At 30.0% G+C, this 13,697-nt stretch carries 13 protein-coding genes; 1 reads left to right on the forward strand and 12 read right to left on the reverse strand.

What is annotated here, in order from left to right; translation table 11 throughout:
- Nucleotides 1–12 precede the first annotated feature (12 nt).
- The 12 genes from tgt to gcvP form a co-directional block, all read right to left on the reverse strand.
- The gene (gene tgt / locus MKD41_RS15970) at nucleotides 13–1,143 is read right to left on the reverse strand and encodes a tRNA guanosine(34) transglycosylase Tgt (RefSeq protein WP_240243335.1); all 1,131 of its coding nucleotides are present in this window, start codon (nucleotides 1,141–1,143) and stop codon (nucleotides 13–15) included.
- A 79-nt stretch (nucleotides 1,144–1,222) separates the two neighbouring features.
- Nucleotides 1,223–2,059, reverse strand: coding sequence for a 23S rRNA pseudouridine(2604) synthase RluF (rluF, locus tag MKD41_RS15975; protein ID WP_240243336.1), 837 nt, complete (start codon nucleotides 2,057–2,059; stop codon nucleotides 1,223–1,225).
- 46 nt (nucleotides 2,060–2,105) lie between these two features.
- Nucleotides 2,106–2,339 carry a PLDc N-terminal domain-containing protein gene (locus MKD41_RS15980; RefSeq protein WP_240243337.1) on the reverse strand — a complete coding sequence of 78 codons (234 nt, stop codon included), beginning with the start codon at nucleotides 2,337–2,339 and terminating at the stop codon, nucleotides 2,106–2,108.
- A gap of 49 nt (nucleotides 2,340–2,388) precedes the next feature.
- Nucleotides 2,389–2,610, reverse strand: a complete 222-nt coding sequence (locus tag MKD41_RS15985; RefSeq protein WP_240243338.1) for a PLD nuclease N-terminal domain-containing protein — start codon at nucleotides 2,608–2,610, stop codon at nucleotides 2,389–2,391.
- A 97-nt stretch (nucleotides 2,611–2,707) separates the two neighbouring features.
- Nucleotides 2,708–3,004, reverse strand: coding sequence for a chaperone modulator CbpM (locus MKD41_RS15990; RefSeq protein WP_240243339.1), 297 nt, complete (start codon nucleotides 3,002–3,004; stop codon nucleotides 2,708–2,710).
- A complete protein-coding gene (locus tag MKD41_RS15995; protein WP_240243340.1) occupies nucleotides 2,997–3,899 on the reverse strand; it encodes a DnaJ C-terminal domain-containing protein in 903 nt (300 codons plus the stop codon). Before MKD41_RS15995 ends, MKD41_RS15990 begins: the two co-directional genes overlap by 8 nt.
- A gap of 100 nt (nucleotides 3,900–3,999) precedes the next feature.
- Entirely contained in the window at nucleotides 4,000–4,827 is an 828-nt protein-coding gene (locus MKD41_RS16000; RefSeq protein ID WP_240243341.1) for a universal stress protein, read from the reverse strand.
- Between the two features lie 122 nt (nucleotides 4,828–4,949).
- Nucleotides 4,950–6,221: a DUF2130 domain-containing protein gene (locus MKD41_RS16005; protein WP_240243342.1), complete on the reverse strand. Its 1,272-nt coding sequence runs from the start codon at nucleotides 6,219–6,221 to the stop codon at nucleotides 4,950–4,952.
- Between the two features lie 40 nt (nucleotides 6,222–6,261).
- Nucleotides 6,262–6,843, reverse strand: coding sequence for a DUF502 domain-containing protein (locus MKD41_RS16010; RefSeq protein ID WP_240243343.1), 582 nt, complete (start codon nucleotides 6,841–6,843; stop codon nucleotides 6,262–6,264).
- Between the two features lie 246 nt (nucleotides 6,844–7,089).
- A complete protein-coding gene (locus MKD41_RS16015) occupies nucleotides 7,090–8,724 on the reverse strand; it encodes a pyruvate dehydrogenase complex dihydrolipoamide acetyltransferase (RefSeq protein WP_240243344.1) in 1,635 nt (544 codons plus the stop codon).
- Nucleotides 8,725–9,717, reverse strand: coding sequence for a pyruvate dehydrogenase (acetyl-transferring) E1 component subunit alpha (pdhA, locus tag MKD41_RS16020; protein ID WP_240243345.1), 993 nt, complete (start codon nucleotides 9,715–9,717; stop codon nucleotides 8,725–8,727). It abuts the gene before it with no gap.
- A 130-nt stretch (nucleotides 9,718–9,847) separates the two neighbouring features.
- Nucleotides 9,848–12,697: an aminomethyl-transferring glycine dehydrogenase gene (gene gcvP / locus MKD41_RS16025; protein ID WP_240243346.1), complete on the reverse strand. Its 2,850-nt coding sequence runs from the start codon at nucleotides 12,695–12,697 to the stop codon at nucleotides 9,848–9,850.
- A 138-nt stretch (nucleotides 12,698–12,835) separates the two neighbouring features.
- On the opposite strand from gcvP, the gene MKD41_RS16030 reads away from it, so the two are divergent.
- A complete protein-coding gene (locus MKD41_RS16030; RefSeq protein ID WP_240243347.1) occupies nucleotides 12,836–13,672 on the forward strand; it encodes a hypothetical protein in 837 nt (278 codons plus the stop codon).
- Nucleotides 13,673–13,697: the final 25 nt, after the last annotated feature.

Raw genomic sequence — 13,697 nt, forward strand, 5'->3', positions numbered from 1 at the left:
TGTTTTAGTTTATTACAAGCGCTTATTCATTTGATTTACCATACGGTTTTTCCATTCGGTAAAATCTCCTGCTAATATATGCTTTCTAGCTTCACGAACCAACCATAAATAAAAGCCTAAATTATGTATAGAAGCTATTTGTTTACCTAATAATTCTTTCGCAATAAATAAATGACGTAAATAAGCTTTAGAATAGAGCGTGTCTACGTATGTTATTCCCATTTCATCAATTGCAGAAAAATCATCTTCCCATTTTTTATTTTTTATATTTATGGTTCCGTGTGCTGTAAAAAGCATTCCATTTCTAGCATTTCTAGTTGGCATTACACAGTCGAACATATCTATACCTAACGCAATATTTTCTAAAATATTTATAGGTGTTCCAACTCCCATTAAATAGCGAGGTTTATCTTCGGGTAAAATAGCTGTTACAACTTCTGTCATTTCATACATTTCTTCAGCAGGTTCTCCAACTGAAAGTCCTCCAATAGCATTTCCTTCAGCACCAACAGAGGCAATAAATTCGGCAGATTGTTTTCTTAAATCTTTATAAGTACTTCCTTGCACAATTGGGAAAAAAGCTTGACTGTAATCGTATTTAAACGGAGTTTTTTCTAAATGAGTAATGCAACGTTTTAACCATCTATGTGTCATATGCATAGAGCGTTTTGCGTAATTATATTCGCAAGGGTAGGGTGTACATTCATCAAAGGCCATAATAATATCAGCACCAATTGAGCGCTGAATTTCCATAACATTTTCAGGAGTAAAAGTATGGTAAGAACCATCTATATGACTTTTAAATTTTACACCTTCTTCTTTTATTTTTCTTCTTCCTGAAAGAGAATATACTTGATAACCACCACTATCGGTTAAAATATTACGATCCCAATTCATAAATTTATGCAAACCACCGGCTTTTTCTAATATTTTAGTTTGCGGGCGTAAGTATAAATGGTAGGTGTTTCCTAAAATAATATCAGGATTTATCTCATTTTTTAACTCTGTTTGGTGCACACCTTTTACTGTTCCAACAGTACCTACAGGCATAAAAATTGGAGTTTCAATAGTGCCGTGGTCGGTTGTTATAATCCCTGCTCTAGCTTTGCTTTGAGCGTCTTTACTTTTTAGTTCAAATTGCATAGTCGGCAAATATAGTTATAAAGTTGAAAGGTTTAAAAGTTAACAGTTGAAAAGTTTTTATTTTAGCCATTAGCTATAATTATCTTCTTTTTTTTCTTTTTGGTTTAAAACGTGTATTGTTTTTAGGAGTAAATTTTCGTTTATTTTGTGGATGTTTTTTCTTTTTAGCCGGATTTTTAGATGCTTCTTCGGTTTTAGAAGATGATGCAACCATTTTATTAATTTGTTGCATTTCTTCAGAAGTTAATTCTCGCCAACTTCCTTCAGCTAAATTAGCTAAACTAACATTCATAATTCGTGTGCGAACGAGTTTAGTAACTTCATAATTTAGATATTCGCACATACGTCTAATTTGTCTATTTAACCCTTGGGTTAAAATAATTTTGAAGCTTTTTTTTGAAATTTGTTCAACTGTACATTTTTTGGTAACAGTTCCTAAAATAGGAATTCCATTTCCCATTTTTTGAATAAATTCTTTAGTTATAGGTAAATTAACCGTTACTATATATTCTTTTTGGTGATTGTTTCCTGCTCTTAGAATTTTGTTTACAATATCCCCATCATTTGTCAAAAATATTAAACCTTGTGATGGTTTATCTAAGCGCCCAATTGGAAATAGCCTTTCTGTATGATTAACAGCACGTACTATATTATTTCGTTCTTTAGAATCTGTGGTGCAAACAATACCCATAGGTTTATTATAGGCAATATAAAGTGTTTTGGGTTTAGATTTTAATGCTTGTCCGTTAATTTTAACAATGTCTCCATCAAATACGCGATTACCTAGTTGGGTAGGTTTGCCGTTTATTGTAACTTTCCCTTCAATAATTAGTTTTTCAGCTTCTCTTCTTGAACAAATTCCAGTGCTGCTAATGTATTTATTTAAATTTATTGAGTTTTTATTTACGTTTTCCATCGAACTAATTTTCAATGTGCGAAGTTACTAATAATACGGCTCAATTTTATAATGAAGTGTTTTTTCGCTGAATTTTTTGTTTAATTCCAAACTTATAATAGAGTAGTACACCTATTAAACTTAAAAAAAGAACAATTAACACCCAAATAAGTTTTTCATTTCCTTTAAAATCATTTTTCAGTATGTCTATTAGTGCTATTATTGGAAGGATTATTGATATAATAATGATAATCTGCCAAAAGAACAGACCAAAAGAGAAGTTGTCTATAATTATTTCCATAGTTTTTTTTAAGGTATATGCTTACTTATAACAATGTAATTTTGTGTTATTACGTTTTAATTCGCTGATTTCTTCCAATTGTAAAATATAAAATAGCTCCAATTATATTTAAAAACAAGACAACTAATACCCAAACAATTTTATTATTACCCTCAAACTTATTTTTTAAAATATCTATTAAAGCAATAATTGTTGGTATAATTCCAACTAGAAATATTATAACCATTAAAATAATTATTTGCCAAGGTCCAATCATATTTAAATATGTCATTTTTTTGTTTTTTTTAGTAAAATTTAAAATTACAATTTTGTTTTTAAATAAAGAGTTTTAACTTTATTATTTATTCAAAATGTAGGGACATATCTATTTATTCATTTTCATAAAGGCGTAACCTACTTTTTAAGGCATTTAACTCTTCTTTGAGTTTTAATTCTTTTTGTAAGAGATTAAAAACAATATCAATACCTTCAATATTTACATTTAATTCGTTGTGAAGTCGTATCATTTTTTCAAGATCACTTATTTTATCTTCGTGAATGAATTTAGTATTCTCGTAGGTTTCAACAGTTATAAGTCCTATGTTTTCAAGATCTTTAATAAATGAAATTTCAACTTTATAGTGATAACAGATTGTTTCTATTTGTATTAAATTTTGCTTATCCATTAGATCTTAATTTTTTTAATTCATTAAACAAATCTTTTTCTTTTTCAGTTAATTTTGTTGGTATTTTAATGTTATACGTAATAATTAAATCGCCAAAAAGGGCTTCTTTTTTATAGATAGGGAACCCTTTTCCTTTTAATTTCACTTTTGTGCCGTGTGTTGTTTCTGGTGCAATTTTTAGTTTTACTTTACCATTAAAGGTATCAATAGTAATTTCTCCTCCTAAAATTGCTGTATATAAATCTAAGTCTATGGTTGTGTATAAATTATTACCGTCTCTTTTAAACTTTGTATGGTTTGCTATTGAAAATTTAATGTATAAATCTCCATTAGGTCCTCCGTTAATGCCTTTTCCACCTTTTCCCTTTATTTTTATAGTTTGTCCGTCTGCAATTCCGGAAGGAATGGTAAGTCTAATATTGTTGCTATTAACGGTTAATACTTGTTTATGAGTAGTATATACGTCTTTTAAATTTAAATGAAGTTCGGTATTAAAATCTTGCCCTTTAAATTGACTACTGCTTTGTTTAGAATAGGATTTTTTACCTCCAAACATAGACTCAAAGAAATCTGAAAAATCTTGTTCAGTGTAATTTTTACCGTTTCCAGAGTAATTTTGATATTGTTGCTGTGATTTTTGTTGTTTTTGTGCTTTTTCAAAAGCTTCACCATGTTTCCAATCTTTTCCATATTTATCATATTTTTTCCGATTTTCAACATTGCTTAATACTTCATTAGCTTCATTAATTTCTTTAAATTTAATTTCAGCTTCTTTGTTGTCTGGATTTAAGTCTGGATGGTATTTTCTAGCTAATTTTCTATATGCTTGCTTAATATCTTTTTCACTAGCATTTTTATCTATTCCTAATATTTTATAATAATCTACAAATTTCATTTACTGAGTTTTTAGTGTATTAATAAAACTTATTTAGTAGTTATTGTTAAGCGGTAATTCTATATTAAATATAATTAAATTTAAGGTGATTTATTATATTTTAATTAAAATATTTATCATTAAAGCTTATTAATGGAACTTCACCAAAAATTTCCATTTCTATAACCAAATCGTTATGAAATAATTTTGTTAAAAGATTTTTATCTTTATTTCGTTCTAACATGGCAACCATGTCTGCTTTTATTTCTTTTAAATACAATTTTAAAAAATAGGCAGTATCGTTAGAATTGTACAAATTAAAATTTATCTTACGGTAAGAAATTTTCTCAAGTAGCTTGTCTTTTAACCATTGCATTTGCAACATACTATCTTTTTCTGTTGGAAGAGAGATATGAATTACTTTAATTTCAGTATTGTAAATAGCTGCAATTTTAGAAAGTTCAATTATTGCATAAATGTCTTCTTTTTCGAATGCTGTAGCATACACAATTGTATTTAGTTGTTTTAAAGTTTGTTTTTTAGGAATTGCAAGTATTGGACACGGAGCGGTAGAAATTAATTCTTTAGTTGTGCTTCCTATTAGAAAACTTTTGAATTTACTTTTACCTTTTAGACCAGTAAGTATAAGTGAAGCTTTTACTTTATTAACTTTAGAAATAATTCCATGTATAATTGAAGTGTCTTCAATAACTTCAATTTCTATATTTTTAGAACAAGGAGTTTTACCTAAATGTTTTATACAGAAATCTTTTAATTTAGAAATTTGTTCTTCTTTTAATTCTTTTTTTGAGGAAGCTTTTAAAGAGAAAGCATCACAGACATTAAGAATGTATAATTTAGATTTAATTTTAGAGCATAATTTATCAGCATATTTAAGAGCAGCGATTGCATTTGGTGAATAGTCGATAGCACATACTATTGTTTTCATAAACAATTATGATTTAACATTTAAAGGTAAACTTTGTTTTTTGAATTTTAAATGATAAATCTCACTTTTACAATAATTTATGTAGTTTAGATGTACTACCAATATTTAAGCTTAAAGTAGTTTTAATTTAATAATTGGGTTTCATCATCATCTTCTCCAGGTAATTCTAATGCTTTTACAGATTGAATGGCATTACCAGCAATCCCTTTTATAGAACCATACATATCTATGGTATTTGTTACAACTTTTTCTATTTGTTTATCGCGTTGTTTCCAAATACGTTGCATAGAACGTTTTTCACTTTCTAAATCCGATTTCATTTGGGTGAATCCTTCAACAATGGCTTCTATTTGCATTCTAAAAGTGTTACTTGTTAGAAAATTATAGAGCATATCCATTTTATCTCCTTTATTTTCTTGAGTGCTAATGGCGTTATTTATTTTAATTATAGATTCTCTTAAAACGGTGCAGAGGCCTTTAAATTCTTCAAAATTACAAATCCAAATGCCATCTTTTAGTCCAAACCTTTCCATGTCTGAAGGCATTACTTCTGTAACTAAAACTCCAATATTTGCGCCTTTGTCTCTAATATCTGCTTTAAATTTTTCTATCCAACTAGGTTGAAAATCTTTTGTACGTTTACTTTCATAATAAATAGAGCCACAGTTTTGCTCAGTTCGTGTATGTACAATTTGAATACAATCACCACCGCGAGCCCCTTTTTTTATTTCTTCAATAGTATCTAACGGAAATTTAGAGCCTAACCATTCTTCTATTGCAAGTTCTTGAACTTCTCCTTGTATTTGCATGGAGCCTTGTTCTTGTTTGCGTCTCATTTCTTCGGTTAGTTTTTTTTGCGCTTCTAATTGCATTTGTAATTCTTTAAAGCGCAATTCGTTTTTATCTTCTTCAGTTTTTTTTATTTTTTCTCTTTCTTTTAAGAGTGTTTCATTCAATTTTTTTTGCGCTTCGGCTTCAGCAATTTCTTTTAATTCTCTTTTTTCGCGTTTTAGTTTTTCTATTTCAGCTTTAGTTCTGTTAAGTTCTTTTATCTGTTCAGATTTTTCGTTTAACTCTTTTTGTAAAGCGTTAAATTGTTCTATTTGTTCCTCTTTTAATTTAGACTTTAAAGTAGCTTCAATATTCTTTTTTTCTTGCTTTATTTGTGCTTCTAAACGATTTTGAAATAATTCGTTTTCTTGTTTTTTCTTTTGTTCAAATGCTGCTTTAGCTTTATTTAAAGATTCTAAACTTGCCTCGTATTTTTGTTTTTCAGCAGCGATACTCGATTGGTACTTTTTTTTAATTTCTTCTTCTAATTGATGAGATAAAATATCTTGAACGTCTATTGAAGTACCACAATTAGGGCATTTTATTTGTGTTTCTTTTTTCATTTAATATCTGGTGTTTAGTTTGCAACAAATGGTATTGAATTTATTTTTCCTCTTTATCCCAACCTGTTAAACCGGCTGAAACTATAAATTTCATAACTTGACTAGAATTTGCATTTATAGTTTTTATATTTTTTCTTGGGACAATAAATAATTCTCCAGAAAAATTATAAGAATGTGGAAAATATACAGCTACTTTATCTAATTCATCTAAAATTTCTAGGTTTTCTTCAGTAATAAAACCCAATTTTTCTAAATCAGAAATCGTGTTAACTTTTACTAAAACAGGTTTGCTAAATTTTTTTTCTTTACCAACAAATGCCGAAAATAGATCGTTTAAAGCAGTGTAAATAAATTTTAATAGTGGAATGCGATTAATTATTTTTTTAAAAATAATTTTTAAGGGTTCTGCAATTATTGTTCTTCCAATAAAACCTACTATAATTAAAAATAATAAAAGAGATAAAACCCCCAAACCCGGAACTTTTACATCAAAAAAATTGGCTATTAATTGTTGCGATAAACTGTCCATAAACATAAAAATCGCATAAATTATATAGGCTGTTATTCCTAAAGGTGCAATGTATAATATGCCTTGAAGTAAATAATTAATTAATTTTTTCATAATTTATAAATTGTTAAATCGCTATTATGTTTTTTTAAATTAGAACCAATGTATTTTTAAAAATTAAAGATACAAACAATTTTAAGTTGTCTAAAACTTAATAGTTCTATTTGTGTTTAAAAATAATATGATTTTTCTAATATCAATTATAAGGTTTATAGTTTTTGAAGTTTAAATATGCAAAATAAAAAACCCACTGTTTAAATAACAATGGGTTTTTAATTGAATTATATAAATCTTAGTGAACTATGCTAGCATAGTAACTGGATTTTCAATATATTGTTTTAATGTTTGTAAAAATGCTGCGCCAGTAGCACCATCAACAGTTCTATGGTCACAAGCTAAAGTTACTTTCATTGTGTTTCCAACTACAATTTCACCATTTTTCACAACAGGTTTTTGAATAATTGCACCTACTGATAAAATTGCTGAATTTGGTTGATTTATAATTGAAGTAAATTCTGAAATACCAAACATACCTAAGTTAGAAACTGTAAAAGTGCTTCCTTCCATTTCAGCAGGAGTTAACTTTTTGTTTTTAGCTTTAATAGCTTTGTCTTTTACTTCAGCTCCAATTTGTGTTAAGCTTTTTTGATCTGTAAAAGGAATTACAGGAACTAATAAACCATCTTCAACGGCAACTGCAACACCTACATTTACGTGATGATTTATACGTGTTTTATCGTCAAACCATTGAGAGTTTACTTGTGGATGTTTTTTTAGTGCCATTGCACTAGCTTTTACAACCATATCGTTAAATGAAACCTTAGTATCAGGAATTTCATTAATTACTTTACGAGATGCAATTGCATTATCCATGTTAATTTCTAACATTAAATAGTAATGCGGTGCAGTAAATTTAGATTCACCTAATCTGCGCGCTATAGTTTTACGCATTTGAGAGTTTTTAGTTTCTTCGAAACTTTCTTCACCCATTGCTATAACTGGAGCGGCTGCAGCTGCAGGTGCGGCAGCAGTTACTGGAACGTAATTTTCAATATCTTGTTTTACAATTCGTCCATTATCACCTGTACCAACAACATGTGCTAAATTTATTCCTTTTTCTGCAGCTATTTTTTTAGCCAATGGTGAGGCTACAATTTTTCCTGTATTTACAACTGGTTGTTGTACTGCAGCAGCAACTGCGGTTTGTGGTGCAGCAGCGGCTGGTGTGCTTGTAGCTGCAGGTTTTGCAGCAACTTCTTTTGTTTCAGTAGCGGCAGGAGCTTTTTCTGTAGATCCGCTGGTTTTAAAATTAGAAACAACAGCAGTCACATCTGTTCCGGCTTCACCAATAATAGCTAATAAAGAATCAACTGGAGCATTTTCACCTTCTTCTAAACCTACATATAGTAAGGTTCCTTCATTAAAAGATTCGAATTCCATAGTTGCTTTGTCAGTTTCAATTTCAGCAAGGATATCTCCTTCTGAAACTTTATCTCCAACTTTTTTTAACCAAGTAGCTACAGTTCCGTCTGTCATAGTATCACTTAAACGAGGCATTGTAACAACAGCAATATTGTCTGGAATTACAAAAGCATCTGTAGCAGGTTTAGTTTCTGCTGGTGTTGCAACTTCTTCTTTTGCTTCAGGAGTTGCTTGTTTAGGAGCATCTCCAGCTAATAAAGCAGTAATGTCTTCACCTTTTTCACCAATAATAGCGATTAAGGAATCAACAGGGGCAGTTTCACCTTCTTGTAATCCTATATGAAGTAAATAACCTTCGCTAAAAGATTCGAATTCCATTGTAGCTTTATCAGTTTCAATTTCAGCAAGGATATCACCTTCTTCAACTTTGTCTCCTACTTTTTTTAACCACTGTGCTACAACTCCTTCAGTCATTGTATCACTTAAACGTGGCATTGTAATTATTTCAGCCATTTATTTATGTTTTAAAAAAGGGTAATTTTCTTGTTCGTAAACCATATCGTATAATTGCTGTGTTTCTGGGAATGGAGATTCTTCGGCAAATTTTTGACATTCAGAAACTTTGTCTTTCACTTCTTTGTCCCAAGCTTTAATTTCATCTTCCGTAGCATATTTTTTAGATTTAATAATGTCTAAAACTTGTGTAATTGGATCAATTTTACGGTATTCGTTTACTTCTTCTTTAGTTCTATAGTGTTGAGCATCACTCATAGAGTGTCCTCTATATCTATATGTTTTAATATCTAAAAGCGTTGGTCCATCACCTCTTCTTGCACGTTCAATAGCTTCTTCCATTGCTTCTGCAACTTTAACAGGATTCATACCATCTACTGGTCCACAAGGCATTTCGTAACCTAAACCAAGTTTCCAAATATCTTCGTGATTAGCAGTTCTTTCTACTGAAGTACCCATTGCATAACCATTGTTTTCACAAATAAATACTACAGGAAGTTTCCAGTTAATGGCCATGTTGAATGTTTCGTGTAAAGAACCTTGACGTGCAGCTCCATCACCAAAATAAGTTAATGTAACTCCATCTCTTTCATTGTATTTATCAGCAAAAGCTAATCCAGCACCTAAAGGTATTTGACCACCTACAATACCGTGACCACCATAAAAATTATGTTCAGGAGAAAAAATATGCATAGAACCACCCATTCCTTTTGATGTTCCAGTTACTTTTCCTAATAATTCAGCCATAATTTTTTTAGGATCAACGCCTAAACCAATTGGTTGTACATGGTTACGATAAGCTGTAATAATTTTATCGTTTTCCTTCATTACATGTAATGCACCTGCTAATACTGCTTCCTGACCATTGTACAAATGTAGGAAACCTCTCACTTTTTGTTGGATATATAAAGCAGCTAACTTGTCTTCAAATTTTCTCCAAAATAGCATGTCTTTATACCAATTGATATAAGTTTCTTTGGTTATTTTTTTCATTTCCGATTGAGATATTATATTTATACCGAGGTGCAAAAGTACTATTTTGCTTAATAGAATAAAAATATGTTTAAATATTTTTTACAATTATGTTTCTGATATAAAAATAAAAGTTATTATTATAGTTTTTTTATGCATCTATATAGTCTTCAATAGGGTTGCATGAACAAATTAAGTTTCTATCTCCATAAGCGTCATCAACCCTTCTTACTGAAGGCCAAAATTTATTTTCTTTTAGATAAGGTAAAGGAAACGCAGCATGTTGGCGTGTGTATGGGTAGTTCCATTCATCTGCCGTTAGCATTTCTTGTGTATGTGGTGAATTTTTAAGTGCGCAATTTGTGTCTCCACTTTTTAATGCATCAATTTCAGCTTTAATATTTATTAAAGCATCACAAAAGCGGTCTAATTCTGCTTTGTTTTCACTTTCTGTAGGTTCTATCATTAAAGTTCCGGCTACTGGGAAAGATACTGTTGGGGCATGATAGCCATAATCCATTAATCTTTTAGCAACGTCGGTAACTTCAATTCCTTTTTCTTTAAATTCTCTAAAGTCAACAATCATTTCGTGTGCTGCAAAACCATTTTCACCAGTGTATAAAATGCTGTATTCTTTTTCTAAACGAGCTTTTACATAATTTGCATTTAAAATAGCGTTTATTGTTGCTTGTTTTAAACCGCCAGTTCCTAGCATTTTTATGTAGCTATAAGAAATAAGTAATACCAATGCAGAGCCCCAAGGAGCTGAAGATACAGCTGTTATAGGTGATTTACCTCCTGTAGGTATAATTGGGTTTGATGGTAAAAAAGGAGCTAAATGTTCTACAACACATATTGGTCCAACTCCAGGTCCACCACCTCCATGAGGAATGGCAAAAGTTTTGTGTAAATTTAAATGACAAACATCGGCGCCAATTGTAGCTGGGTTTGTTAATCCAACTTGGGCATTCATATTTGCTCCATCCATATAAACTTGTCCGCCACGTTCATGTATAATTTGTGTAATTTCTTTAATGGTACTTTCAAACACTCCGTGGGTAGACGGGTAGGTAACCATTAAAGCTGCTAAATTATCTTTATGAAGTTCTGCTTTAGCTCTTAAATCTTCTACATCAATATTTCCTTCAGCAGTAGATTTTGTTACAACTACTTTCATACCAGCCATTACTGCCGATGCAGGATTTGTACCATGTGCCGATGCAGGAATAATACAGATGTTTCTATGAGCTTCGCCTTTAGATTTATGATATGCTTTTATTACTAATAAACCAGTATATTCTCCAGATGCTCCAGAATTTGGTTGTAAAGAAGTAGCGTGAAAACCTGTTATTTCGTTTAAGGCATCTTCTAATCCTTTAATAACTTCTTGGTAACCTTGTGCTTGGTCAATTGGAACAAATGGATGCATAACACCCCAATTTGGCCAGCTTATAGGTAACATTTCTGTTGCTGCATTTAATTTCATAGTACACGATCCTAATGAAATCATTGAATGGTTTAAAGATAAATCTTTACGTTCTAATTTTTTTATATAACGCATTAATTCGGTTTCTGAATGGTAGTTTTCAAAAACTTCATTGGTCATAAAAGTTGATGTTCGTGTTAAATTTTCTGGTAAAGAATAGTCTTCAATTAGATTTACTGAAATTTTGTCTTTTCCTTCAGCTTCAGCTAAAATTTCTAAAATCTGATTTACATCTTCAATAGAATTTGTTTCATTGATAGAAATACTTATTGTTGAATTTGATGCATAATAGAAATTAATGCATTTTTTTTCTGCAATTTCTTTTACTTTTAAAGCATTTGATACTTCTATTAAAAGCGTATCAAAAAAGAGAGTATTTAATTGTTTTATATTTAAGTTCGCTAACCCCTTGTTTAGAGTAGTAGTTAAATTTTGAATTTTAGTAGCTATATAGGACAATCCTTTTGGACCGTGATATACGCCATACATACCAGCCATAACAGCTAAAAGTACCTGAGCAGTACAAATATTTGAAGTTGCTTTTTCGCGTTTTATGTGTTGCTCACGTGTTTGTAAAGCCATACGCAAGGCTCTATTACCATCTTTATCTTTAGTAATTCCTATAATTCTACCAGGAATTGTTCGTTTGTAAGTTTTTTTAGTAGCAAAATAACCTGCATGTGGACCACCGTATCCCATAGGGATTCCAAAGCGTTGTGTTGTTCCAACAACAACATCAGCACCCCATTCGCCTGGAGGTGTTAATAAAGCTAAACTTAATAAATCTGCAGCGGCAACAATTTTTGCATCTACTTTTTTAGCATTTTCTACAAACTCAGTATAATCAAAAATTTGCCCGCTTTTTGCAGGGTATTGTACAATTCCTCCATAGAATTCTTCTGTAAATTCAAAAGAGGTATGATCTCCAAAAACCAATTCAATTTCTAAAGGAGTTGCTCTTGTTTTTAAAACATCAATTGTTTGGGGTAACACTTCATTAGAAACAAAAAACTTAACCACCTTCGCTTTTTTTTGTGCTCTAGATCTGGTGTTTAATAACATTATCATTGCTTCACCAGCAGCAGTTCCTTCGTCTAATAAAGAAGCATTTGCTAATTCCATTCCGGTAAGATCACTTACCATTGTTTGGAAGTTTAGTAAAGCTTCTAAACGACCTTGTGCAATCTCAGCTTGGTAAGGTGTGTAGGCAGTATACCATCCTGGATTTTCTAAAATATTTCTTTGAATTACACCAGGTAAAATTGTTGGGTGATATCCTAAACCAATATAATTTTTAAATAATTTGTTCTTAGTAGCAAGTTCTTGAATATGATTCATATATTCATGTTCACTCATTGCTTTTGGCAAATTAAGGTTTTGGGCTAATCTAATATCTGCAGGGATAGTTTTATCTATTAATTCATCTACTGAAGATACTCCAATAGTTTTTACCATTTCATTTACCTCGCTTTCACTTGGTCCTACGTGTCTTAAAACAAAAGAATCTGTTCTCATTTATGTAAAATATTATATAAAAATTATTGCTTCAAAAATACTTAAAATTAATGCTTCAACATGGTATAATAATCACTAATTTATAATATTTTGTTAACCAAAAAACTTGGGATATTAACAAATAGTTACATTTGTTTCATGAATTATTTAAAAAGATTATTTGATTTTTATATTTTTAGTAACATTCATGTGGCTTTTGCTGGTTTTTGTATTACTAAAATAAGTTTGTTAAATTTTGAATATTCGGAGAATTTAACTCCTTTGTTTGTAGCGCTTTCTATTGTTTTTTCTTATAATTTTATACGATTGTATGAAATTAAATATGAACGACTTAATTGGTTAAGAAAATGGTTTTTTAATCATAAATTACAGTTGTCAACTTTAGCAGCTATTGCAGTTTTAGGTTTGTCTTATATTGTTTTTTTTACAAACTTTAATAAACAAGCCATTTATATATTGCTTCCATTTTTTTTTATGACCTTTTTTTATGTGATTCCTTTGTTTAAAATAGGAAATATTGAAATTTCATTTCGTAATTTTCCTGCAATAAAAATATGGAGTATTTCAATTGCTTGGGCTGGAATAACAGTTTTATTTCCGTTATTTGAAATAGGGTATGACTTTACAAATACTGTATATATAGAATTTTTTCAACGCGTATTATTTATAATTGCAATTACTATTCCTTTTGATATAAGAGATGTAAAAACAGATTCTAAATTATTAAAAACCTTGCCTCAATTGGTTGGTGTGCATAATTCTAAATTTATTGGAGTTGGTATTTTAATTGTATTTTTGGGAATTGAATTTTTTAAACAACCAATTTTTAAATCAGAATTAATTGTAACAGTTTGTATAGCAATTATTACAACATTATTTTTACTGTTTTCTTCTGAAAATAAATCTAGATATTATACTAGTTTTTGGGTAGAAGCAATACCTATATTCTGGCTGTTTTTAATTTATTTATTTTAAACAATTAATATTAGTTATACTATTT

It is taken from the genome of Lutibacter sp. A64, from assembly GCF_022429565.1.
In the GTDB taxonomy this organism is placed as follows: Bacteria; Bacteroidota; Bacteroidia; order Flavobacteriales; family Flavobacteriaceae; genus Lutibacter.

Excerpts from the sequence above, each read along its gene's own strand:
- tgt (WP_240243335.1), bottom strand. The coding sequence starts at position 1,143 with ATGCAATTTGAACTAAAAAGTAAAGACGCTCAAAGCAAAGCTAGAGCA.
- rluF (WP_240243336.1), bottom strand. The coding sequence starts at position 2,059 with ATGGAAAACGTAAATAAAAACTCAATAAATTTAAATAAATACATTAGC.
- MKD41_RS15980 (WP_240243337.1), bottom strand. The coding sequence starts at position 2,339 with ATGGAAATAATTATAGACAACTTCTCTTTTGGTCTGTTCTTTTGGCAG.
- MKD41_RS15985 (WP_240243338.1), bottom strand. The coding sequence starts at position 2,610 with ATGACATATTTAAATATGATTGGACCTTGGCAAATAATTATTTTAATG.
- MKD41_RS15990 (WP_240243339.1), bottom strand. The coding sequence starts at position 3,004 with ATGGATAAGCAAAATTTAATACAAATAGAAACAATCTGTTATCACTAT.
- MKD41_RS15995 (WP_240243340.1), bottom strand. The coding sequence starts at position 3,899 with ATGAAATTTGTAGATTATTATAAAATATTAGGAATAGATAAAAATGCT.
- MKD41_RS16000 (WP_240243341.1), bottom strand. The coding sequence starts at position 4,827 with ATGAAAACAATAGTATGTGCTATCGACTATTCACCAAATGCAATCGCT.
- MKD41_RS16005 (WP_240243342.1), bottom strand. The coding sequence starts at position 6,221 with ATGAAAAAAGAAACACAAATAAAATGCCCTAATTGTGGTACTTCAATA.
- MKD41_RS16010 (WP_240243343.1), bottom strand. The coding sequence starts at position 6,843 with ATGAAAAAATTAATTAATTATTTACTTCAAGGCATATTATACATTGCA.
- MKD41_RS16015 (WP_240243344.1), bottom strand. The coding sequence starts at position 8,724 with ATGGCTGAAATAATTACAATGCCACGTTTAAGTGATACAATGACTGAA.
- pdhA (WP_240243345.1), bottom strand. The coding sequence starts at position 9,717 with ATGAAAAAAATAACCAAAGAAACTTATATCAATTGGTATAAAGACATG.
- gcvP (WP_240243346.1), bottom strand. The coding sequence starts at position 12,697 with ATGAGAACAGATTCTTTTGTTTTAAGACACGTAGGACCAAGTGAAAGC.
- MKD41_RS16030 (WP_240243347.1), top strand. The coding sequence starts at position 12,836 with ATGAATTATTTAAAAAGATTATTTGATTTTTATATTTTTAGTAACATT.